The sequence below is a fragment of the Catenuloplanes indicus genome, assembly GCF_030813715.1.
Taxonomy (GTDB): domain Bacteria; phylum Actinomycetota; class Actinomycetes; order Mycobacteriales; family Micromonosporaceae; genus Catenuloplanes; species Catenuloplanes indicus.
In genome coordinates, this window is the sequence record NZ_JAUSUZ010000001.1 from 6,116,729 (window position 1) to 6,139,246 (window position 22,518).

Consider the following 22,518-nt stretch of genomic DNA (forward strand, 5'->3'; position numbering starts at 1 on the left):
CTGCACACCTCCAGCGCGCAGCGTATCCGGCGCGCGGTGGCGGTGCCATGAACGACGCGAGGGGCGGCCGTGACCGGCCGCCCCTCGTCCGGTGAACGCTCAGACCGCGGTGGAGGAGTTCGCCTTGAGGCCCTCGGCGGCCTTGCCGTCGCGGGCGTCCGGCGCGGTGGCCCGGGCGGCGGCTGCGGCCGGCACGGTCGGCATGACCGCGGTCGGCGCGGCGGTCGCGTTGCTCAGCGACGCCGGCGGTCCGTCCGTCTGCTTCGGCGCTACCGCGGCGGCCTGCGCCTGCCGGACCGCCTCCGCGGAGATCACTTGCGTGGCGTCGGCCTCGTCCGTGACCCCCGGCGTGGTGCCGGCCCGGTTGGTGATCACCTGTGTGGCGTCCGCCTTGTCGGTGATCACCTGTGTGGTGTCGGCCGACCCGGTCGTGGCCGCCGGTGGCATGTCCTGCTTCGGTTTGCTCTCCCGCTTCGCCGCGGCGGCGGCCTCGGCCAGGTCCTGCTGCGTGAGCACCTGGGTCGCGTCACCGCTCGACGAGCCGTCGCCGGACGAAGTGCCGGCCGGAGAAGTACCGCCTGACGAAGCGCCCGTCTCGGAGGCGCTGGCCGCGTCAGCCGCCGAAGCCTCAGCCGCCGAAGCCTCAGCCGGGGACGCCTTGGACGAGTCGGCCTCGGCTGAAGACGCGGAGGCCGCCGACGGCGCAGACGACCTCGGCGAAGCCGGCGACGCCGAGGAGGCCGCGACCGGGGAACCCGCAGCCGGAGCCGTGGACGACGCAGCGGCCTCGGACGGCGACCCCCCGGCCGAAGCCGCCGGCGCTACCTCCGCGGAAGCCTCGACCTCACCCGCGGCATCGTCCGACCGGTCCGCCGCGTCCGCCGGACCGGCTGCCGCCGCGAGCACCGCCGCCGCCGCCAGCTCCGCCACCCGCTTCGCCTCGCGCTGCACCTGGCGGCGCACGTCGGACGCGTGCCGCTCGGCCGCCTCCGCGGAGCGCTGTGCGTCGGTGAGGCGCTTCAGTTCCGTGGCGAGCTGCTTCTGCACGCCGCTGAGCTTCTCCGCGACCTTGTCCGACTCCTGCTGCGCGGTGATCGTCTGCTCGCGCAGGTCGGCCAGCGCGGACTCGGTCGTGGAGATCTCCTCGCGCAGCCCGGTGAGCTGCTTCTGCGTGGCGGTGACCTCCTGCTGGACCGCGGTGAGCCGCGCGTGCGCCTCGGCCGCCTCCTTGTCCGCCGCCCGCCGGGCCTCGTTGAGCTGCCGTTCCGCATCCGCCCGCTGGTCGGCGATCTGCTTCTCGGCCTCGGCGCGGAGCTGGCTGAGCTCCTGCGCGGCCGCGGTGCGGCGCTGTGCGACCTCGTGCTCGGCCGCGGTGCGCAGCTCGGCCAGTTCGCGCTCGGCCGCGGCGTTGCGCTGGTTGATCTCCTGCTCGACGCTGCTGCGCCAGTGGCTCAGCTCCTGCTGCACCTGGGTGCGCGAGGACTGCACGTACGCCTCGGTCTCGGCGCGGGTGCGCTGCACGTACTGCTTGGTCTGCTCGGTGAGCTGGCGTGCCTCCTGCTGGGCGCGGGCCAGCGCGGCCTGCCCCTCGCTGCGGGCCTTGTCCGCCTCCTCGCGCGCCGCCGCGATCTCCGCCTCGGCCGTGCTCCGGCGCTGCGCGTCGACCTTGTCCTCCTCGGCGCGGCGGGAGGCGAGCGCGATCTCGAAGTCGCGGGCCGCTTCGTGCGCGCGGGTGCGGGCGTCCGCGACCATCCGGTCCGCGTCCTCCCGGGCCTCGTTCAGCACCCGGTCGGCCTCGTTGCGCCGGTCCGCGATGTCCTGCGTCGCCTCGGTGCGGATCGCTTCGGCCTGGTCCTCGGCGAGTGCGAGGATCTGCTCCACGCGCGGCCCGAGGTGCCGGAACGAGACCCGCTCCGGGGTGGCGGCCCGCCGCCGTTGCGCGGCGACCTCGGCCTTCAGCTGCTCGACCTCGCGGGCCATGCGCTGGATCTCGCCGTAGGCCTGCTCTCGCTCGGTGGCGAGCGTGGCGATCTCGGCCTCGGCGCGGGCGACGTACCGATCGACCTGCTTGCGGTCGTAGCCCTTGAACTGTGACTCGAAGGTGGGCTCCGGAGCCATGTTGTCGCCGAGATCGAAGATTTCCCCGCCGTGTGACATGGTTCCATCCTCACACACACGCCGTCCCGTCCGGCCCGGATACACACCCGGCCTGACGGGACGTATGCGCTTCTCAGTGTTGTCGCTTTTTTGGGTGAACTGTCGGGTTCTGCCAAACCCGGCGGACCTACCGTACCAACGAGCCGCCGTAGTCGCAGTTGTTGGAAGCGACGGTCAAAAGTGGTGGTCACACATATGCATCGTCCCGTCACGCGCGGAATTCAACCGGCCTGACGGGACGTATGCGGTGCCGTCCGGGTTCTGCCAAACCCGGCGCGGGGCGGTGCTCAGTTGCCGGCCTTGGCCGGAACCTTGTCGTCGGTGGCGTCGCCGGAGTCCGTGGCCTCGGCCTCGGGCTTGGCGGCGGCGGCCGGAGCGGCGGCGGGTGCGGCGGCGGCCGGCGTGGGGACGATGCCGGCCAGACCCGAGAGCATCTGACCGAGCTGGGACGTGACGGCGTCCTTCTGGCGGGTCAGGTCCTCGACCTCGCGGCGGGCGGCCTGCGTGGTGTGGTCGGCCTCGGTGCGGGCCTCGGTGACCAGGCGGTGCGCCTCGGCACGCGCCTCGTTGATGGTCTTGTCGGAGAGCGCCTTGGCCTTTTCGACGGTCTCGTTCGCGTTGCGCTCGGACTCGACGCGGCGGGCCTCGGCGCGCTGCTCGATCTCCTTGGCGCGGTCCTCGGCGGCGCGGGCGCGCTCCTCGGCCTCGGCGACCATCTTCTGCGTGGCGGCGACCTGGGCGGCGTGCCGCTGCGACTCCTCGCGCTCCGCCTTCTCCCGGCGCTCGGCGAGCTCCAGCGCGAGGGCCTGCAGGTCCTTGTCGCGCTTGTCGCGGGCGTCGGTGAGCATCTTGGTCGCCTCGGCCCGCTTCTCCTCGGCCTCGCGAGCCGCCTTCGCCCGGAGCTGGGTGATCTCCCGCTCGGCGGTGGCGCGCAGCGTGGAGACCTCGCGCTCGACAGTGGACTTCAGCTCCGCGACCTCGTGGGCGGTGACGGTGCGCAGCTGCTTGGTCTCGCGGTCGGCGTCGGCGCGCAGCGTGTCCGCCTCGCGGCGGGCCTGCACGCGGACCTCGGCGGCCTCGCGTTCGGCGTGCGTGCGGACCTGGCCGGCCTCGCGCTCCGCGGTCGCCTTCATCGCGGCGGCCTCGGCGCGGGCCTTGTCGGTGATCTCCCGGGCCTCCAGGCGGGCGGCGGAGAGGATGCCCTCCGACTCGCGCTTGGCCTCGCTGCGGTGATCGTTCGCCTGCTCCTCGGCGAGGCGGAGGATCTGCTCGACCCGCGTCCCGAGACCGGAGAGCGTCGGGCGGTTGTTCTCCTCGAGCTGCTTGTTGGTGTCGGTCAGCTTCTGCTCGACCGAGCTGAGTCGCTGCTCAGCCTGGCGCAGCCGGCGCTGCGCGTCGTTCATCCGCTGCTCGGCCTCGGCCCGCGCCTGCTCCGACTGGTTCAGGGCGGCGACCAGCCGGCCCAGGTGCGCGTCCACCTGGCCGCGGTCGTAACCGCGGAGAACGACCGTGAAGTCGTGCTCGGATTTCGCGCTCTCGAAGAACGCGAGGGAAGAGTCCTGCTGCTGGGGCATTGGGACATACTGGCAGACGTACCCTGGTGCTTCGCAAGAGCGTGCGGGGCATGTCCCGGACCGCTTTCATGGTCAACTCCGCTGGTCACCGGCCTGATCGCCGATTCGGTCCAACAGGGATCGACCACTCGGCGGACGGGGCCGAGCAGGCGCTGCGCTGACGTCGGATATCGGGCCTAATGCCGCACTAACCCCCGTAAGCCCCGACTCGTTGAACTTTGCCCCAAAAAAGAGAAGTTTGCAGACCGGGTGCGAGGCGCTGCGCACGTTAGCACACGGTTAGGTCGCAGGTACACGCCGTTCGGTCACGCCGTCCCGAGACTGGTTTATCTATATGCCGCGCCGCCGGTGCACCCAAGACCACGTAAAAGCCGATCTTCCCGCTTCCGGCGTGGCCACGTTCCGAGTGCTCCCGCGGGCAAACCTCGCCGCCCGGCAAGCCTCCGCTGGCGCTCCGCTTGCCGTCCGGCATCGGAGCCGGTCCCGCACGGCGCGGGAAACCCACGCGACCATCGCCGCACCCACCGTCCCGCGCCGCGCCTTCCACTGCGCCCGCGACGTCCGCATCGGCGGAAGGCCCGGTGCGCGGCGGCACCCGTGACGTGACGCGAGCCCCGCGGCACGAGCTCACGCGGTGCGGTGACGGATGTCGCCTATGAGGCCTGTGACGCAGCGCGGATGCCGCGATGCGAGATCCGCGGCGCGTCTCCGGACCTGCGGTGCGGCGCGGGTGCCGCGGTGGGAATCCGCGGTGCGGTGTGGTGCGAGGCCTGTGGTGCGGCGCGGGTGCCGCGGTGGGAACCTGCGGTGCGGTGTGGTGTGGTGGGAGGCCTGTGGTGCGGCGCGAAGGCTGAGGTGCGAGAGGTGAGGCGGCGGGGGCCGTGGTGCCGTTCGGTCCGGTCACGGCGAGACCCAACAGAGGGCGCCGGCGGCGACCGGCGCCCGCGGGGGCGACGCTGCTGCTTGCTCCCGCCGGGAGGCTGGCCGCGGATGGCCGACCGCGTATACCGGGACGCCACCGGTGCCGGACCGGCCCACGTGCCGGCGGGTGCCACACCCCCGCAATTCCCGGATAGAGCCTCGGCCGCCGCTGTGATTGCACCCGACGCTGGGTCGGTGACTGAATGATCACTCAGGGCTGAGTGGCATCGATCGATGACAGCGAGCTTCAGTCCGCAGGACAAGATTTCATGATATTTCCGGCACCAGCGTCCGGCGTCCGGCGCCCGGTGCCCGGTGCCCGGCTGCAACGGGCCGGTTGCGTGCGCCCGGCGAGCCCGTGGATGGGCGACGGGGTCGGATGCGCGTGGGCGGTAGTGCCGCGCCGGAAGTGGGGGAGTTCGCTCCTGGATGCTTTGAACTTCGGCGGCCGTGACGGGGCACTACTGGTGCGGGGGCGCGGGTTCGACGAGTTCGACCAGGACGCCGCCGGCGTCCTTGGGGTGGACGAAGTTGATCCGGGAGCCGGCGGTGCCGCGTCTGGGTTCGGGGTAGAGGAGGCGGACGCCGCGGGCGCGGAGGGCGGTGCAGGCGGCGTCGACGTCCGCGACGGTGTAGGCGAGTTGCTGGAGTCCGGGGCCGTTGCGGTCCAGGAACTTCGCGATCGTGGAGTCGGGCGTGAGTGGCGCCAGGAGCTGGAGGCGGCCGCCCTCCGGTGCCGGGCCGACGGAGAGCATGGCCTCGCGGACGCCCTGGTCGGCGTTTGTCTCCTGGTGGACGCATCGCATGCCGAAGATCCGGGCGTAGAACTCGACGGCGGCGTCCAGGTCGGCTACCGCGATGCCGACGTGGTCGATGCGAAGAATGCCGATGTCTCCGTGTGTGACGGATCCGGCATCGGGCTGTGAGGTCATGGACGATAGTCTTACCCGAACAAGCGTTAAGGTCAGCGTCGACCCACCCACAGGGACGGTAGCGATGGGATCGGTAATCGTCGGCGGAGCGCGGACCCCGATGGGCCGGCTGCTCGGCAACCTCAAGGACTTGCCCGCCACGAAGCTCGGCGGCGTGGCCATCCGGGCGGCGCTGGAGCGGGGCGGCGTCGATCCGGCCGCGGTCCAGTACGTGATCATGGGCCAGGTGCTGCAGGCCGGTGCGGGGCAGATCCCGGCCCGGCAGGCCGCGGTGGAGGCCGGCATCCCGATGTCGGTGCCGGCGCTGACCATCAACAAGGTGTGCCTCTCCGGGCTGGACGCGATCGCGCTCGCCGACCAGCTGATCCGCGCCGGTGAGTACGACGTCGTGGTGGCCGGTGGCATGGAGTCGATGACGAACGCGCCGCACCTGCTGACCGGCCAGCGGCAGGGCTACAAGTACGGCGACGTGGTGCTCAAGGACCACATGGCGCTGGACGGACTCACCGACGCGTGGGACTGCTGTTCGATGGGCGAGTCCACGGAACGGCACGGCGCCCGGCACGGGATCACCCGCGCGGAGCAGGACGCGTTCGCCGCGGCCAGCCACCAGCGGGCCGCGGCCGCGCAGAAGAACGGGCACTTCGCGGAGGAGATCACGCCGGTCTCGATCCCGCGGCGCACGGGCGAGCCGATCGTGATCAGCGAGGACGAGGGGATCCGGCCGGACACCACGGTCGAGTCGCTGGCCCGGCTGCGGCCCGCGTTCGCGCCGGACGGGACGATCACGGCCGGCAGCGCGTCGCCGATCTCGGACGGCGCGGCCGCGGTCGTGGTGATGTCCAAGGCGAAGGCCGAGGATCTGGGCCTGAGCTGGATCGCGGAGATCGGCGCGCACGGGAACGTGGCCGGTCCGGACAACTCGCTGCACTCGCAGCCGTCGAACGCGATCAACGCGGCGCTGGCCAAGGAGGGCCTGACCGCGGCCGACCTCGACCTGGTGGAGATCAATGAGGCGTTCGCGCAGGTCGGCATCCAGTCCATCCGTGACCTCGGGATCAGCCCCGAGATCGTGAACGTGAACGGCGGCGCGATCGCGCTCGGCCACCCGATCGGCATGTCCGGCGCCCGGCTCGCGCTCACACTGGCGCTGGAACTGCGCCGGCGCGGCGGCGGCGTGGGCGTGGCCGCGCTGTGCGGCGGTGGCGGCCAGGGCGACGCGCTGATCATCAAAGTGCCGTGACGTCACTGCGCCGCAGCCGCGACATCCCGCTGCTGGTCACGCACGCCCGGGACGGCGACCCGCGCGCGGTGGCCCGGCTGATCACGCTGGTCGAGTCCGGCGACCCGGCGCTGCCGGAGATGGCCGCGGCGCTGGCCGCGGACTCCGGGCGGGCCCGGATCGTCGGCATCACCGGCTCGCCCGGCGTGGGCAAGTCCACCACCACGAACGAGCTGGTCCGCGCGCTGCGCAAGCAGGGCCACCGGGTCGGTGTGCTGGCGGTCGACCCGTCCAGCCCGTTCAGCGGCGGGGCGATCCTGGGTGACCGGGTCCGCATGCAGGACCACGCGACCGATCCCGGCGTCTACATCCGGTCCATGTCCAACCGGGGTCATCTGGGCGGGCTGTCCGCCGCGACGCCGCAGGCCGTGCGCGTGCTGGAGGGCGCGGGCTGCGACGTGGTGCTGGTCGAGACGGTCGGTGTCGGGCAGGCCGAGGTCGAGGTCGCGTCGCTGGCGGACACCACGACGGTGCTGCTGGCGCCCGGCATGGGCGACGCGATCCAGGCCGTGAAGGCCGGCATCCTGGAGATCGCGGACGTGTTCGTGGTCAACAAGGCCGACCGGGACGGCGCGGACGCCACCTACCGCGACATCCAGGGCATGATCGCCCTCGGCGAGCGCGCCCCCGGCGAGTGGCGGCCGCAGGTGGTCCGCGCGGTCGCGTCCCGCGCCGAGGGCATCGACGACACGCTGGCCGCGCTGGACAAGCACCACGACTGGCTGGTCGCGCACGGTGAGCTGGACCGCCGCCGCGCGGCCCGCGCCGCCGCCGAGGTCGAGGCGATCGCGCTGGGCACGGTGCGCGCCCGGCTGTCCGCGCTGCGCGGCGGCACCGCGCTGACCGAGCTGGCGGCCGAGGTGGTGGCCGGCCGGCGCGACCCTTACTCCGCCGCGGCGTCCCTGCTGGGGGCCCTCTAAGCGAAACCGGCGCGGTATGCAGCTATGGCCCGCAGCCGGGCGGAGTCGTGCCCGGCTCCGGGATGCGCGGGGCGCGCGGTGGCTGGGATGCGCGGGGCGCGCGGTGGCTGGGATGCGCGGGGCGCGCGGTGGCTGGGATGCGCGGGGCGCGCGGTGGCTGGGATGCGCGGGGCGCGCGGTGGCCGGGATGCGCGGGGGCGCGGTGGCTGGGGCGCGCGGTGGCCGGGATGCGCGGGGGTGCGGTGGCCGGGATGGTCCGTGGGGCAGCGCTTCTGGGTGGGTGTGCGGCGGGTCGTAGGGTGAGGGCGTGCCGAGGCTGGTCGATCATGGGGAGCGGCGGGCCGAGCTGCTGGTGGCGGCCTGGCGGGTGGTCCGGGCGCGCGGCGTGGAGGGCACGACGACCCGGGCGATCGCGGACGAGGCCGGCTGCTCGCTGAGCGTGCTGGCACATTTCCTCGGCGGCAAGGACGACATCCTGGTGGCGGCGCAGGCCGCGATGTACGAGCGGATCGTGGCGCGCGCGTTCCGGCTGGGCGGTGCGCTGGCCGGGCTGGCCGCGCTGCGGGCGGCGCTGGAGGCGGCGCTGCCGTTCGACGACGAGCGGGCGGCGGACGCGCACGTGAACGTGGCGTTCGCCGGGGCGGCGCTGTCCCACCCGCGGCTGGCGGCGTCCCGGCGCGAGTCGCACGTGCAGATCCGGGAGTTGCTTCGGGTCTGCATGCGTGAGGCGCGGGAGCGGGGCGAGCTGCGGCCCGGCGTGATCGACGACGCGGTGATCGACGACTTCATCATCCTGGTCGAGGGCAGCGCGCTGCTCAGCCTGGTGGACGGGTGGGCGGAGGAGGGCCGCGCCGGGCGGCTGACCCGGATCGCGGCCACGTTCGTCGATCGACTGAGTAATCACACAGAAAGAGCTGAGCAGTAGCACAGTCGCTATGAACTGCGTGAACAGCGCATATTGAGCCGCGGGATAGACGCAACTGAGCGACCGCTCAAGGCTGGGCGGCGATCAGGTCGCGGAACCAATGCCAGGACTCCTTCCGGGTCCGGGCCAGCGTGGCCGGGTCGACGTGAATCAGGCCGAAGCGCTCCTCGAACCCGGCCGCCCACTCGAAGTTGTCCAGCGCGGACCACACGTAGTAGCCGCGCACGTCGACGCCGGCCGCCATCGCGTCCAGCACCGCGCGCAGGTGCGCGTCCAGGAACGCGACGCGCCGCCGGTCCGCGACCGGCTCCCGGAACGACGCGCCGTTCTCCGTCACCACCACCGGCGGCAGCGCCGGATACCGGTCCCGCAGCGTGGTGAGGATCGTGGTCAGCCCGGCCGGCGCGATCGCCCAGCCGAAGTCGGTGCGTTCCGCGTCCGGCACCGGCACCGGCGCGAACGGCATCCCGGCCGGGATGTCCACCTCCAGCACGCCGCGGTAGTCCCGGTCCGGCCGCGGCGCCTCGATCCGGGTCGGCTCGTAGTAGTTCACGCCGTAGAAGTCCAGTGGCTCCGCGATGATCGCGAGGTCGCCGTCGCGCACCGGCAGCTGCTCGCCGAACCCCTGCGGGTAGCCGCCACCCAGGACCGGGTCGGCGAACAGCCAGTTGGTCAGCGTGGCGAAGAGCGCGGCGGCCCGCACGTCGTCCTCGGACGAGGACGCGGGCGAGACCGGGAAGTGCTGCGCGGCCACGCCGATCGTGTCCGCACCGGCCGCGCGCAGCGCCCGCACCGCCAGCCCGTGCGCGAGCAGCTGGTGATGCGCCACCGGCAGCGCGTCGAAGCCGAGGCCGCGACCGGGCGCGTGCGAGGTCAGCGCGTACCCGTAGAGCGTCTGCACGCTCATCTCGTTCAGCGTGATCCAGTCGTGCACCCGGTCGCCGAGCCGGCCGGCCAGCACCGCGGCGAAGTCGGCCAGCGCGTACGCGGTGTCCCGGTGCAGCCAGCCGCCCGCGTCCTCCAGCGCCTGCGGAAGGTCCCAGTGGTAGATCGTCGGGACCGGCCGGACGCCGTGCGACAGCAGCGAGTCGACCAGCCGGTCGTAGAAGTCGAGCCCCGCCTTGTTCACCGTGCCGGTCCCGGCCGGCAGCACGCGCGGCCAGGAGAACGAGAACCGGTAGTCGTGCGTGCCGGCCGCGGCGATGTGCGCGACGTCCTCCGCGTACCGGTGGTAGTGGTCGATCGCGACGCGGCCGTCGTCGCCGTGCCGGACCGTGCCCGGCCGCGCCGTGAACACGTCCCAGACGGACGGGCCCTTGCCGTCCAGGTCGAAGGCGCCTTCCACCTGGTACGCCGAGGTGGCCATGCCGAACCGGAAGCCGGCCGGGAACAGCGGGAACGTCATGCACGAGCCTCTTCCCACATCGACACGTACGCCTCGGCGCCGTTCATCAGCTGGCTCCGCAGCCGCGGGCCGTCCGGGCCGGCCTGGCGGATCAGGTCGGTGACCCAGTCCGCGTACAGCCCGTACTGCGGTACGCCGTCGGTGTTCAGGTCGAACGTGCGGGTGCCGAAGACCTGCCGGTCGACGGTGGTGCCGTTGACCGCGGTGAACGGGTACGTCTGCGGCCCGGCGGGCGGGTTGAGCTGCGGCGGCGGCAGCGGGCCGAGGCCGTTGACGTCGGAGCCCATTCCGTACCCGCTGATGGTGTGGTCCTGGGTGTTGGCCCGCCATTCGTCGAGGAACGGGGTCTCGCCGTCGCCCGCGTCCGTGGCCGCGTGCGCGTAACCGGCGACGAAGCCGTCCAGCGCGATGATCCGGCCGACGATCGACGGGTCGGACCAGGAGTGCACGGAGACCACGCCCGGATAGTCCGCGGCCTCGGCGATGTCCAGCACGGCGCGCGCGGTCCGTACCCCCATGTGGTCGATGTGGATGATCATCCCGCGCTCGATCATGCGCTCGACCAGGTATCGGCCCATCGTGGTCAGGCCGCGCGTGTTGCAGATCGGGCCGCTCGGATAGACCGGCAGGATCGTGCCCGGCGGCAGGCCCAGCTCGCCGAGCCGGAGCAGCTCCGCCAGCTCGTCGCTGACCAGCGGCTGCTCGTTGTCGGACGCGCCGGTGCAGGAGTCCGCGGTCCACCAGCGGCCGGTGCTGATCAGGTTGCCGATGTTGACCGCGACGCCGGTCGCGCCGGAGTCGAAGCGGGTGCCGCCGAACGCGTTGTCGAACTTGTGCACCGGGTAGAGACCGCTGACGCCCATCGACTCCAGCTCGTCGAGCCCGGCGTCGACCGCGGCCGTGGTGCAGGTGACGTTGCAGCCGAACAGTTCCGAGCTCTCCACGCCGACCGTGACCGCGAGCTTGCCCTGCGCCGCGATCGCCCGGACCTGCTCCGGCGTGGCCGCGAGCCGGAACCAGCCCTGCCCCGGCCCGCCGCTCTGCGCGTCCACGTAGTCCTGCATCGAGCGCAGGTAGTGGTACTGCGCGCGGATCTGCTCGGTCTCGTCGCAGGACGTGTCCCGGGTCGGGTAGAGGCCGCAGATGATCCGGTTCGCCACCAGCAGCGTGTTGAGCACGCGCTGACCGGACCGCCAGGACCGCTCGATGCCGCGGAAGTACGACTGCTCGTGCAGCAGGCTGTTGTGCTGCGGCCAGTCGCCGAACGTGGGCCAGCCGTCCTCGCGCGAGTCGATCGGGTCGGTGCCCGCGATGATCGCCTCCAGCAGCGCGCCGATGCCGAGCGTGGCGTGCGACGCGCAGCCCTTCAGCGCGACCGCGGGCCCGCCGGCGGCGAACGCGTCGCCGCAGTGCAGGTCGCCGCCGAACGCGTCGGCCGCGGTGAGGTGCGCGTGGCCGTCGATCCAGCCGTTGAGTGTGCCGTCCGCGTTCACGCCGGGCGCGGCGGTGCCGGTCACGCCGGTCGCGATGTCCTGCACCGCGACGCAGCCGGTGGCCGGTGCGGCGGTGAGCGTGACCGGCGCGCTCGCGCCGCCGACCCGGCCCAGGAACGTGCCGAGGTGCTGGCCGGTCGCGGTCGCGGTGAGCTGGTAACGCCCGGCGCCGGTGGTGACCGCGGTCCAGTCGGCCCGGTCACCGTAGGTCTGGCCGGGAAGAACGAAACCCACGACGCTCTGGTACGGGTACGCGCCCGCGGCGTCGCGGACGGTGTAGCGGCCGAGCGCGGTGGCGTCGAACCGGAACCGCTCCGCGGCCGCGATCGAGCCGGTGAAACCGTACCCACCGGAGTTCTTGGTGATGTGGCCGTTCGGAGCGGTGAGCGTGACGCAGTCGTCGTCGAGGTCGTAGGCGGGCGTCGCGGCGGCGGCCCGGGCGGGCGCGGGGACCGCGACCACGAGCAGCAGGGCGGCGAGTGCGGCTTTCAGCGCGGTTCTCGGTGCGTGCGAGGACATGCGGCACCCCTGTCGGTTGGGAGATCATCTGATCCACCAAGGATCACCCAGCATAGGGGCGGCGACGGCCGTACGGAAGGGATAGGGTCCGGTCCATGTCACTGCCGTCCGTGGACGGCGTCACGCTCGGCTATCGCGGCGAGCCGGTGCTGGGCGACCTGCCCGTGACCGCAGGTGAGGAGCCGTCCGGTGGTCGGCGGCAGCGCACCGCGCCGGCCCGCGGGCCGGCGCTGGCCGGTGACGTGCTGCTGGCCGACGAGGTGACCAGTGAGCTGGACGCGGCGAACCGGGCCCGCGTGCTGGAGCTGCTGCGCGCGGAGGCGGAGCGCGGCGCCGCGGCCGTGTTCGCCACGCACGACGCGGAGGCGGCCGCGTTCTGCGACGCGGAGCTGCTCCTGCGGGACGGCAGCGCCGAACCCTTAGCGATCGTTAAGGTTGCGCCCTAGACTGTGCGGCATGGATGCCGAGCAGATCGCCGCCGGACGCGCCCGCTGGCAAGCGCGGTACGACGCGGCCCGCACACGGGACGCCGACTTCACCACGCTCTCCGGCGAGACGGTCGCGCCGCTCTACGGCCCGCCGGACGGCGTGCCCTACCCCGGCTTCGAGCGGATCGGCTGGCCGGGCGAGTTCCCGTACACGCGCGGGCTCTATCCGACCGGCTACCGCGGGCGGGCCTGGACGATCCGGCAGTTCTCCGGGTTCGGCAACGCGCGGCAGACCAACGAGCGGTACCGGATGCTGCTCGCGGCCGGCGGCGGCGGCCTGTCCGTGGCGTTCGACATGCCCACGCTGATGGGGTACGACTCGGACGACCCCAAGGCGCTCGGCGAGGTCGGGCACTGCGGCGTGGCGATCGACTCGGCCGCGGACATGGACGTGCTCTTCGACGGCATCGACCTGGGCGCGGTCACCACCAGCATGACCATCTCCGGGCCCGCCGTGCCGATCTTCTGCATGTACCTGGTGGCGGCCGAGCGGCAGGGCGCCGCGCTGTCCTCGCTGGACGGCACGCTGCAGACGGACATCTTCAAGGAGTACATCGCGCAGAAGGAGTGGCTGTTCGCGCCGGAGCCGCACCTGCGCCTGATCGGTGACCTGATGGAGCACTGCGCCGCGGAGATCCCGCGCTACAAGCCGCTGTCCGTCTCCGGGTACCACATCCGGGAGGCCGGCTCGACCGCGGCGCAGGAGCTGGCGTACACGCTGGCGGACGGTTTCGGGTACGTCGAACTGGGCCTGTCCCGCGGGCTGGACGTGAACCGGTTCGCGCCCGGCCTGAGCTTCTTCTTCGACGCGCACGTGGACTTCTTCGAGGAGATCGCGAAGTTCCGCGCCGCGCGGCGGATCTGGGCGCGCTGGCTGCGCGACGTCTACGGCGCGACCGACGAGCGGGCGCTGTGGCTGCGCTTCCACACCCAGACCGCGGGCGTGTCGCTGACCGCGCAGCAGCCGGTCAACAACGTGGTGCGGACCGCGGTGGAGGCGCTCGCGGCCGTGCTCGGCGGCACCAACTCGCTGCACACGAACGCGCTGGACGAGACGCTCGCGCTGCCCACCGAGGAGTCCGCGGAGATCGCGCTGCGGACCCAGCAGGTCCTGATGGAGGAGACCGGCGTGGCGAACGTGGCCGACCCGCTCGGCGGCTCCTGGTACGTGGAGGCGCTGACCGACCGGATCGAGGCGGCCGCGGAGGAGATCTTCACCCGGATCCGGAACCTCGGGGCGGACGGCACCATCACGTCCGGCATCCTGCGCGGCATCGAGGACGGCTGGTTCACCTCGGAGATCGCGGAGTCGGCGTTCGCGTACCAGGCGGCGCTGGAGAAGGGCGACAAGCGGATCGTCGGCGTGAACGTGCACACCGGGACGGTCGCGAAGGACCTGGAGATCCTGCGGATCTCGCACGAGGTGGAGCGGGAGCAGCGGCGGGTGCTGGCGGCGCGGCGGGCGGAGCGGGACGACGCACTGGTCCGGCGGGTACTGGGCGAGCTGGCGGCGGCCTGCCGGGCCGAGGGGAACCTGATCCCGGCGATGCTCGCGGCGGCCCGGGCGGAGGCCACGCTCGGCGAGATCTGCGGCGTGCTGCGGGACGCGTGGGGCGTCTACCGGGAGCCCGCCCGGTTCTGAACGTTATCCACAGGGGACGTCGCGCCCGCCCGGGATCGCCTATCGTCACAATCACGATCGGCGATCCATGGGGATGGGGGACGTGCTCGGCCCGCGGACCGCCGCGCGGTTCGGGGTGGCCGCCGGCGGTGTCGTCCCTGGTGACGGCCGGTTCGGCGATGTCCCTGCGACGCGCGGTGGAGGAGCGATAGAGGGACCCGCCGATATGTGGCCGGCCCAGCGGCGCGCGGCCAAGGTCCGGCCGGCCGACGTGGAGCCGTTCGAGCGGATCGTCGGCCTGGTCGGGCTCGGCGGCTTCGGCGAGGCCACGGTCGGCGAACTCCCGCCCGGCGCCCAGCAGCGTGCCGCGCTCGCGGCCGGCATGGCCGCCTCACCCGGGCTGCTGCTGGTCGACGAGCCCACGTCCCGGCTGGACCGGTCCGCGCGTGACGAGGTGCTGGACGCGCTGGAGACCGTCAACCGCGAGCGCGGACCGCGATCGTGATGGTCACGCACGACCCGGAGGCCGGCGCGCGGCTCGGCCGGGCGATCACCATCCGGGACGGGCGGATCGGCGCGGAGTGCCGCGACGGGCAGCAGTTCGCGGTGGTCGCGGGCGACGGCACGGTGCAGTTGCCACCGGCGATGCTGGAGAACTACCCGCCCGGCACGCTGCTCGCGGTGGAGAGCGTGGACGGGCAGGTCGTCATGGTCAGCGCGACGCACGAGCCTGTAGGGGACGGCACACCGTGATCGGCGTCCGGTCGGGGCGGCAGTGCGTGTTCGCGTGCGAGACTAGACAACCATGAGCGACCCACGGATCACCTCGTCGATCTTCACCCGCGGCGCGGTCGACCTCGGTGCGCTGCGGAGCACCCCGCAGCCGAGCGCCGCGCCCGCGCCCGCGGCGCGTCCCGCCGCCTCCGCCGCAGCCCCCGCCTCGCCGTCCGGCGCGGTCACCGTCATCGACGTGACCGACGCCGGCTTCCGGACCGAGGTGCTGGAGCGGTCCCTGACCACGCCGGTCATCCTCGACTTCTGGGCCGAGTGGTGCCAGCCCTGCAAGCAGCTGTCCCCGGTCCTCGAGCGGCTCGCCGAGGAGGGCGGCGGCTCCTGGATCCTCGGCAAGGTCGACGTGGATGCCAATCCGGGCCTGGCCCAGGCGTTCCAGATCCAGAGCATCCCGATGGTCGCGGCCGTGGTCGGCGGCCAGCCGGTGCAGGGCTTCCAGGGCGCACTGCCCGAGGCCCAGGTCCGGCAGTACATCGAGGTCGTGCTCAAGGCCGCCGGCGTGCAGGCGCCGCAGCACGAGGACCCGCGGCTGGCCGAGGCCGACGACGCGATGATGGACGGCGACCTGGACGCGGCCGAGGCGGCGTACAAGAAGATCCTCAACGAGTCACCGGCCGACGCGGCCGCCGAGTCCGGGCTGGCCCAGGTCTCGCTGTTCCGCCGGGTGCAGGGCGTCGACCCGGGCGCCACGCTCTCCGTCGCGGCCGGTGCGCCGGACGACGTCAAGGCCCAGCTGCTCGCGGCGGACGTCGAGGTGCTCAGCGGCAACGCGGCCGAGGCGTACGACCGGCTGATCAAGCTCATCCGCCGCGTCTTCGGCGACGAGCGCGAGACGGTGCGCCGCCACCTGCTCTCGCTGTTCACCGTCGCCGGCCCGGACGACCCGGCCGTCGCGAGCGCCCGCCGCGCGCTGGCGAACGCGCTGTTCTAAGAGGCCGCCGCCATGCGCCGGATCGCCGTCCTCGACGCACCCTCCAATCTCGGTCTGCGCCCGCCGACCGAGACGTCGGTGCCGGGCTGCGCCAAGGCGCCGGGCGCGCTGCGGGACGCGGGGCTGCTCCACCGGCTCCGCGCCCGGGACGCCGGGTGCCTCACCCCGCCGCGGTACGACCCGGGCGACTGGCGGCCCGGCGACGGCGTCTGCCACGCACCCTCGATCGGGGCGTACTCGGTGGCGCTCGCCGACCGGATCGGCGCGATCATCGACAACGGCGAGTTCCCGGTGATCCTGGGCGGCGACTGCTCGGTCTCGCTCGGCTCCGCGCTCGCCATGCGGCGTCTCGGCCAGTCCGTCGGCGGGCACGTCGGCCTGATCTTCGTGGACGGGCACTCCGACTTCCGGCATCCCGGCAACGCGTCCTACGTGGGCGCGGCCGCCGGCGAAGGGCTCGCGCTGATCACCGGCCGCGGGCAGGCGGACCTGACCGCGCTGGAGGGCCGGCGGCCCTACTACCGGGACGTCGACGTCGTGGTCGTCGGCATCCGCGCCAACGACGAGTACCGCCTCGACCTGCAGGCCGCCGGCATCGTGACGCGCCCGGTACCGGCGCTGCGCGCGGAGGGCGCACCCCGGTCCGCGCAGTGGGCGCTGGACCAGATCGCCGACTGCGCCGGCTTCTGGGTGCACATCGACGTCGACGTGCTCGACCCGGCCGTGATGCCGGCCGTGGACGCGCCGGAGCCGGGCGGGATCGCGTTCACCGAGCTGGAAGCGCTTCTCGAACACCTCGTGGGTACGCCGCACTGCCTCGGCATGGAGATAACGGTCTTCGACCCGGACTACGACCCGGACGGCTCGTACGCGGCCGAGATCGTCTCGACGGTGGCCGCCGGCATCGAGGCGGCCGGCCGGCTGCTGGCCGCGCCACGGCCGCGGGGCGAGGGCTCGGCGGAACCGTCCGGGCCGGCCGAGTCCGTGACCGCACCGTCCGAGGCGGCCGAGGGCGACCGGGCGGGGATGGAGACGTACGAGGCGCTGGTCGCCCGCGGTGCGGGCGGCTTCACCGGCCTGAGCGGTGCCGGAGGACCGGCCGGCCGGCGCGGCACCGACGGCCGGATCCGCCGGGGCGGCGCGGTCGGGCCGGCCGACCCCGAAGACGCCGCCGGACTCGCCGGTCAGGAGAGCGTCAGTGGGCTTGCCGGTTCTGGCGGTGCTGGTCCGGCGGGTGGTTCCGGTGGCGTCGGTGGGCTTGCCGGTTCCGACGGTGCCGGCTCGGGCGGCGGTTCCGGTGGCGTCGGTGGGTCCGCCGGATCTGGCGGTGCCGGTTCGGCCGGAGGTTCGGGTGGCGCCGGTGGGCCGGCCCGTGAAAGCGGCGGCGAGGCGTCGGCGCCGGTGGACTTCGCCGCCGGCGATGAGCCGCCGGGCGACGCCGGGGACGAGGAGAACGGCGGCGCGGGGCCCGCGGGCAACGAGCGGACCTCCGCGGTGACCACCGGCCGCATCCGCGGGGCGGTGCCGGCGCAGCCCGGCCCTCGCTCGGCCGGTGACTCCGTCCGATTCGGATCGCGCGCCGACGACGGTGATGCGATCGCGCGCGCGGCGGACACGGCGGCCGCGCCCGATCCGGTCGCCGACGCGAGTGACGTCGATCCGGTGGCCCGGCTGCGGTCGCGGCTGACCGACGACCGCGCGCCGCGGGCCCGGCTCAGCACGCGACTGCCCGACGATCACGGCCCGCTGGGGCGGCTCGGTGCACGGCTGACCGACGACGGTGATCCGGTAGCGGGCCTCGGTGCGCGGTTGACCGACGACGGCGGCCCGGTAGCGGGTCGCGGTGCGCGGCTGACCGACGACGGCGGCCCGGGGGCATGGCCAGGGTCGCCGCTGTCCGATGAATCGGACCGACCGGATGTCCGGGCTTCGACGGAAGCCGGGACGAGCGAGTTCTTCGGCGAGGACGCCGGAGACGACGACCACGCATCGGCCGGCGCGCACCCGGACGACGACACCGACGCGTCGATCGTGCCGAACACGATAAGGGCGGCACTGGCCCGCCGCGAGGCGCAGTCGCGCAAACCCAGCCCCACCTCCATAGCCGAGGCCGCGGCACTGGCCAAGGCCAGGTTCGCCGCGGCGGCCGCCGCCGCGGCCGCGAAACCCGAGCCGGAGGACCCGGGCCTGCCGCTCTCCGTCAGCGGGCCGGCGGGCGGCGTCATCCCGGCCCCGCTGACCATCGGCGGACAGCACGTGGACGCATCCCGCCGGACCAGCGGCCAACGCCCCGGAAAACCGGCCAAGCGCACCGACGCCCCCGCCCGCCGCACCGGCTGGGACCTCGACGACCTGACCAGCCGCTCCGGCCTGCTCTCCCCGCGCCGTCCGTCCACTCCCGGCGCCACCGACCCGGACGCCTCCCACCCCGGCAGCCTGCGCCGCCCACCGGCCGACGACGTACCCGCAGGTGAACCCACCAACAGCACCAGCGTCACCAACCCCGACGTGGTACGCCCCGGTGGCCTCCGCCGCCGCCCCCCGAAACAGGGCGGCTCCCTCCGCCGCCCCGCGACCGGCGAACCGGCCACCGGCCCGGACGACTCCGGCTCGGACCCTGAGGACCCCGCCCCGGCCACATCCCACGTCGTGGGCACCACTGCGTCCACGGCCGACGGCGATGCGCCCGCCGAGAGCGGTGCCGTGTCCACGGACAGCGGTGTCACGTCCGCGGCCGACGGCAATGTCCGCGTGGAGCACGGCACTCCGGATGCCATCGCGCCCACCGGCATGCCGGATACAGACCGGAGAACAGCACATAGCGCAGTCGGCGCCGGAACCGAAATCGACGACGACATCTCTTCCGTGCCCCAGCCCGAGGATCCCGCTTCGCGCACCGGCTCCGTGGTGTCCGCCGGAACCGAGGCGACTGCACGATCTCAGGCGGCCGGCGAGGCCGGATTGGCGGCCGAGTCGAAACCGGCCAGCGAAGCTGCGGAGGCCATCGGACCGCGGTCGGCCGGCGCGGCCAAGGCGATCGTCGAGTCGCAGCCGACCGGCGAAGCCGAGAGCGACAGCGGTCCCGAGACTGATCCGGTGGTCGGCGTTGATTCAGGTGCGGATGCCGGCTCTGCCGCGGATTCGTCTCCTAACGAAAATGTTCATCTTGATGAAGCCGAATCGGCGGCGGAGCCCGAGCCGGCCATAGAGCCTGATAGCACCGGGGAGGCTGCGGTGACCGCGGGTTCCGGCCCGGTTGCGGAAGCCGCGGTTGCGGAGCCGGATGCGGTTGCGGATTCCGGCCCGGCTGTGGAAACCGCTGCGGTCGCGGACGCCGATGCCGTGGGGGACGACGCTGCGGATGCCGGTGCAGCTGTGGCTTCTGCCGCGGTGGGGGATGCCGCTGTGGGTACGGAAGCCGATGTGGTCCCGGATGCTGCTGCAGCTGCGGAAGCCGATGTGGCTGACCACGCTGCTGCGGCTGCCGGAGCCGATGTGGTTGCCGACGCTGCTGCGGATGCCGACATGCCCGCGGATGCTGCTGCGGTTGCGGATGTCGATGTAGCTGACGCGGAGGCGGTTGCGGATGCCGATGTGGCTGGCGACGCTGCTGCGGCTGCCGGAGCCGATGTCGCTGGGCACGCTGCTGCGGTCGCTGAACCCGATGTGGTTGCCGACGCAGCTGCGGTTGCCGAAGCTGCCGCGGCTGCGGAAGATCCCGTCGCGGAAGCCGAGGTGGCGCCGACAATCGATGTGGCCGCGGACACTGCCGCGACTGCGGACGCCGCTGCACCTGCAAAACCTGATGTGGCTGCAGAAAGCGATGTTGCTGCGGAACGCGATGTTGCTGCGGAACCCGGTCTGGCTGTCTCCGACCCGGCTGCGGGAGCCGATCCTCCCACGGATCCCCGGCCTGCCACGGACATCGACCCGCAGGCGGAAAGCGACCCGTCCAACGAGGACGCTGCCGCGCAGCCCGACCAGGCGGTCCGAAACGATCCGGACGCGACGAACGGCGACTCGGCGACGGGCGATGCGCCATTGGCAGAAGACCAGGCCGGCGACCGGCCACCGCCTACGGTTCTAGGGCGTCTCCGACGCCTCATCGGCGCGAGTCCCACGCAACCCGGCCCACCGCCGACCGGCCCGGCGCGGCTCCGCCGCGCCAGCCCTGGTTCCGGCGACGCCGACTGACCCGAACCCCCGGCGCGGGAGCTCGAAGGAACCTTCAGCTGTGAAACTCTGGCGGAGGCACTTTCGGGTGCGAGAGCCCGTCGGAGAAGCCTCCGGTTGCGACGCCGTAGCAGAAACCTCCGGGTGTGACACCCCGGAGGAGCCTTCGGGTGCGACACCCTCGGAGGTGCTCGCCCGCGGGGCCGGCCCCCGAGATGGAACGTCGGCTCGGCCGGCGTCCCGCCGCCACTCCTTCATGACCCGAGGCGTCGCCCGCATCATCAGAACGACCGGAGCGACCACGAGACGACGCCCCCGCATCGCCCGCCGCTACAGAGCCGAGAAGAAGTTCTTGACCAGCGGAACCGCGGCTCCGCCGCCCGTGCCGCCCTCCTCGACGAACACCGCGACCGCGATGTCCCCCCGCCACCCCACGAACCACCCGTGGGTCTTGTCCAGGTCCGTGTCGTCGAATTCGGCGGTGCCGGTCTTGCCGTACACCGGGTCGCCCTTGACCGACTTGAGGTCGGTGGCCGTGCCGGCCGTGACCACCTCGCGCATCATCTCCTTCAGCGGCGTCACCGACGTCTCCTTGAGCGGCGCGACCGGTGCGGGTGACCCGGCCGGTGCCGGGTCGATGACGAGTTTCGGCGCGGCGAACGCGCCCCGGGCCACCGCGGCCGTGGCCGCGGCCATCGCCAGCGGGCTGACCACGGTCTTGCCCTGGCCGAACGCGGCCGCCGCGAGTTCGGCGGCGGGCGTGCCGGGGGACACCTTGCCGGTGTACGCCTCCGCGCCCACGTCCCAGGTGCCGCCGATGCCGAGCTGTGCGCTGGCCGCGGCGAGCCCGGGCGCGCCGAGTTTGGCGGACAGCGCGGCGAACGCGGTGTTGCAGGAGCGGGCGAAGCCGGTGTGGAACGGGACCGTGCCGAGCTGCATGTCATACGCGTTGTTGAAGGTCCGGCCGTCGACCGTGAACGTCTTCGGGCAGGCGACCGGGCTGTCCCTGCCGACGATGTTCGCGTCCAGCAGGCCGAGTGCGGAGACCATCTTGTACGTGGATCCGGGCGGCACCTGCGCGGTGAACGCGAGGTTCTCCGCGCCGCCGTTCGGGCCGTTCGCGACCGCCACGATCGACCCGTCCGAGATCTTGATGGCGACCAGTGCGGCCCGCTTCGCCTCCGTGGACACCGCGTCGTCCGCGGCCGTCTGGATCTTCGGGTCCAGCGTGGTCCTGACCGGCTTCCCGGCGGCCGGTTCGGCACGCCACAGCTCGGTGAACGTCGGTTCCCCGGCCGGCGCGGCCTGGGTGATCACCACGGCCTCGCCGGGCGTGCCGCGGAGCTGCTCGTCGTACCGTTCCTGGAGCCCGCCGTGTCCGGTCTGGTCGCCGATCTCGAACACGCCCGGCTTCGCGTCCATGTCCTCCTTGGTCACGTCGCCGACCGTGCCGAGCAGTGCGCGGGCGAACACCCGGGTCGGCGCCAGGAACCGGGTCTCCTCGCGGGTCTGCAGGCCGGGAAGGTTCTCGATCTTTGCCTTGATCTTGGCGTAGTCGGTGTCCCGCAGCGTGGCGACGACCACCTCGTCGTCCGGCTCGGCGGCCTCGACCTCGGCCTTGAGCCCGCTCAGGTCGACGCCGAACTGTTTCATCTCGGTGCCGAGCGTGGCGACGGTGGAGTCCAGCGAGGTGGCGAGCTTCGGGTGGATGCCGACCACGACCACCTTCCGGTCGCTGAAGATCGGGCTGCCGGCGGCGTCCAGGATGGCCGCGCGGGTGCCGGCGATCCGCTGGACGCGCAGCTCGTCCCCCTCCTTGAGCTGTGGGTGGACCACGGCCGGTTCCCAGACCACGCGCCACGCGTCGTCGCCCTTGCTGAGCCGGACCGGCGTCTGGTACTCCCACCGGTGCCCGCCCGGCAGCGTCCAGGTGACCTTCACGTCGCCGGTGGCCAGCGTCTTGTCCTCGGCCGGCTCGGGCGCGCTCAGCTCCGGCGGCGTGTCGGCGAGTTCGCCGGAGAGTGCCCGGATCGCGGCGTTCACGTCCGCCGCGCTCATCGTCTGCCCGGCCGCGGAGACGACGCCGACGCCGTCGAGGTTGCCGGAGCGCCAGCCGGCCAGGAACGCGTTCAGTGTGTCGCCGGGGCCGTCCGAGCCGGAGCACGCGGTGAGCGACGTGCTCGCGAGGACCAGAGCCGTCACGGCGGCCGTACGGAGCCTGAGCATGGTTACCTTCCGACAGGCCGGAATCGATGCCCGCAACGGTAGTGGAGATCGGTTTACAAGTGGTGGACGTCCGGGCGAACCCAAACGATGGGAAACGCGCATCCCCCGTACCCCCGGATGGGTTTGAGGGTTTTCACCAGCGGAAATCCCACTGTGGCA

The 22,518-nt window shown here is 73.1% G+C and carries 13 protein-coding genes and 2 pseudogenes; 9 read left to right on the plus strand and 6 right to left on the minus strand.

Features of this window, described 5'->3' with window-relative positions; translation table 11 throughout:
* Positions 1–99: 99 nt before the first annotated feature.
* From J2S42_RS27765 to mce, 3 genes are all read right to left on the minus strand, one after another.
* Positions 100–2,157: a Laminin subunit beta-1 gene (locus tag J2S42_RS27765; RefSeq protein WP_307243709.1), complete on the minus strand. Its 2,058-nt coding sequence runs from the start codon at positions 2,155–2,157 to the stop codon at positions 100–102.
* A gap of 287 nt (positions 2,158–2,444) precedes the next feature.
* The gene (locus J2S42_RS27770; protein ID WP_307243712.1) at positions 2,445–3,731 is read right to left on the minus strand and encodes a DivIVA domain-containing protein; all 1,287 of its coding nucleotides are present in this window, start codon (positions 3,729–3,731) and stop codon (positions 2,445–2,447) included.
* A 1,382-nt stretch (positions 3,732–5,113) separates the two neighbouring features.
* On the minus strand, positions 5,114–5,584 hold the full coding sequence (mce, locus tag J2S42_RS27775) for a methylmalonyl-CoA epimerase (protein ID WP_307243715.1): 471 nt from the start codon (positions 5,582–5,584) through the stop codon (positions 5,114–5,116).
* 64 nt (positions 5,585–5,648) lie between these two features.
* Between mce and J2S42_RS27780 the strand changes: the two genes are divergently transcribed.
* From J2S42_RS27780 to J2S42_RS27790, 3 genes are all read left to right on the plus strand, one after another.
* Positions 5,649–6,827, plus strand: a complete 1,179-nt coding sequence (locus J2S42_RS27780) for an acetyl-CoA C-acetyltransferase (protein ID WP_307243717.1) — start codon at positions 5,649–5,651, stop codon at positions 6,825–6,827.
* Positions 6,824–7,786 carry a methylmalonyl Co-A mutase-associated GTPase MeaB gene (gene meaB, locus J2S42_RS27785; protein WP_307243719.1) on the plus strand — a complete coding sequence of 321 codons (963 nt, stop codon included), beginning with the start codon at positions 6,824–6,826 and terminating at the stop codon, positions 7,784–7,786. The genes J2S42_RS27780 and meaB overlap by 4 nt, the downstream gene beginning before the upstream one ends.
* 307 nt (positions 7,787–8,093) lie before the next feature.
* Positions 8,094–8,711: a TetR/AcrR family transcriptional regulator gene (locus tag J2S42_RS27790; protein WP_307243722.1), complete on the plus strand. Its 618-nt coding sequence runs from the start codon at positions 8,094–8,096 to the stop codon at positions 8,709–8,711.
* Positions 8,712–8,778: 67 nt separating this feature from the next.
* On the opposite strand, the gene J2S42_RS27795 is transcribed toward J2S42_RS27790, so the two are convergent.
* Both J2S42_RS27795 and J2S42_RS27800 read right to left on the minus strand, forming a co-directional pair.
* On the minus strand, positions 8,779–10,116 hold the full coding sequence (locus J2S42_RS27795) for a GH1 family beta-glucosidase (RefSeq protein ID WP_307243725.1): 1,338 nt from the start codon (positions 10,114–10,116) through the stop codon (positions 8,779–8,781).
* The gene (locus tag J2S42_RS27800) at positions 10,113–12,128 is read right to left on the minus strand and encodes an amidohydrolase family protein (RefSeq protein ID WP_307243727.1); all 2,016 of its coding nucleotides are present in this window, start codon (positions 12,126–12,128) and stop codon (positions 10,113–10,115) included. Before J2S42_RS27800 ends, J2S42_RS27795 begins: the two co-directional genes overlap by 4 nt.
* 176 nt (positions 12,129–12,304) lie before the next feature.
* On the opposite strand from J2S42_RS27800, the pseudogene J2S42_RS27805 reads away from it, so the two are divergent.
* From J2S42_RS27805 to J2S42_RS27830, 6 genes and pseudogenes are all read left to right on the plus strand, one after another.
* Positions 12,305–12,574, plus strand: a pseudogene (locus J2S42_RS27805) (hypothetical protein); the annotation flags it as partial.
* Positions 12,575–12,584: 10 nt separating this feature from the next.
* Positions 12,585–14,258, plus strand: a complete 1,674-nt coding sequence (gene icmA, locus J2S42_RS27810; protein ID WP_307243730.1) for a coenzyme B12-dependent isobutyryl-CoA mutase large subunit — start codon at positions 12,585–12,587, stop codon at positions 14,256–14,258.
* A 205-nt stretch (positions 14,259–14,463) separates the two neighbouring features.
* On the plus strand, positions 14,464–14,742 hold the full coding sequence (locus J2S42_RS27815; protein WP_307243731.1) for a hypothetical protein: 279 nt from the start codon (positions 14,464–14,466) through the stop codon (positions 14,740–14,742).
* Positions 14,739–14,990 carry a hypothetical protein gene (locus J2S42_RS27820; RefSeq protein ID WP_307243733.1) on the plus strand — a complete coding sequence of 84 codons (252 nt, stop codon included), beginning with the start codon at positions 14,739–14,741 and terminating at the stop codon, positions 14,988–14,990. The genes J2S42_RS27815 and J2S42_RS27820 overlap by 4 nt, the downstream gene beginning before the upstream one ends.
* A 52-nt stretch (positions 14,991–15,042) precedes the next feature.
* Positions 15,043–15,960 carry a tetratricopeptide repeat protein gene (locus J2S42_RS27825; protein ID WP_307243734.1) on the plus strand — a complete coding sequence of 306 codons (918 nt, stop codon included), beginning with the start codon at positions 15,043–15,045 and terminating at the stop codon, positions 15,958–15,960.
* A gap of 12 nt (positions 15,961–15,972) precedes the next feature.
* Positions 15,973–17,175, plus strand: a pseudogene (locus tag J2S42_RS27830) (arginase family protein); the annotation flags it as partial.
* 3,288 nt (positions 17,176–20,463) lie between these two features.
* Here J2S42_RS27830 and J2S42_RS27835 read toward each other — a convergent pair.
* Positions 20,464–22,359: a penicillin-binding transpeptidase domain-containing protein gene (locus J2S42_RS27835; protein ID WP_307243737.1), complete on the minus strand. Its 1,896-nt coding sequence runs from the start codon at positions 22,357–22,359 to the stop codon at positions 20,464–20,466.
* Positions 22,360–22,518 lie beyond the last annotated feature (159 nt).

Coding starts and splice junctions, on each gene's coding strand:
- J2S42_RS27835 (WP_307243737.1), bottom strand. CDS start 22,359: ATGCTCAGGCTCCGTACGGCCGCCGTGACGGCTCTGGTCCTCGCGAGC.
- J2S42_RS27780 (WP_307243717.1), top strand. CDS start 5,649: ATGGGATCGGTAATCGTCGGCGGAGCGCGGACCCCGATGGGCCGGCTG.
- J2S42_RS27765 (WP_307243709.1), bottom strand. CDS start 2,157: ATGTCACACGGCGGGGAAATCTTCGATCTCGGCGACAACATGGCTCCG.
- J2S42_RS27800 (WP_307243727.1), bottom strand. CDS start 12,128: ATGTCCTCGCACGCACCGAGAACCGCGCTGAAAGCCGCACTCGCCGCC.
- mce (WP_307243715.1), bottom strand. CDS start 5,584: ATGACCTCACAGCCCGATGCCGGATCCGTCACACACGGAGACATCGGC.
- J2S42_RS27815 (WP_307243731.1), top strand. CDS start 14,464: ATGTGGCCGGCCCAGCGGCGCGCGGCCAAGGTCCGGCCGGCCGACGTG.
- J2S42_RS27825 (WP_307243734.1), top strand. CDS start 15,043: ATGAGCGACCCACGGATCACCTCGTCGATCTTCACCCGCGGCGCGGTC.
- icmA (WP_307243730.1), top strand. CDS start 12,585: ATGGATGCCGAGCAGATCGCCGCCGGACGCGCCCGCTGGCAAGCGCGG.
- J2S42_RS27770 (WP_307243712.1), bottom strand. CDS start 3,731: ATGCCCCAGCAGCAGGACTCTTCCCTCGCGTTCTTCGAGAGCGCGAAA.
- J2S42_RS27795 (WP_307243725.1), bottom strand. CDS start 10,116: ATGACGTTCCCGCTGTTCCCGGCCGGCTTCCGGTTCGGCATGGCCACC.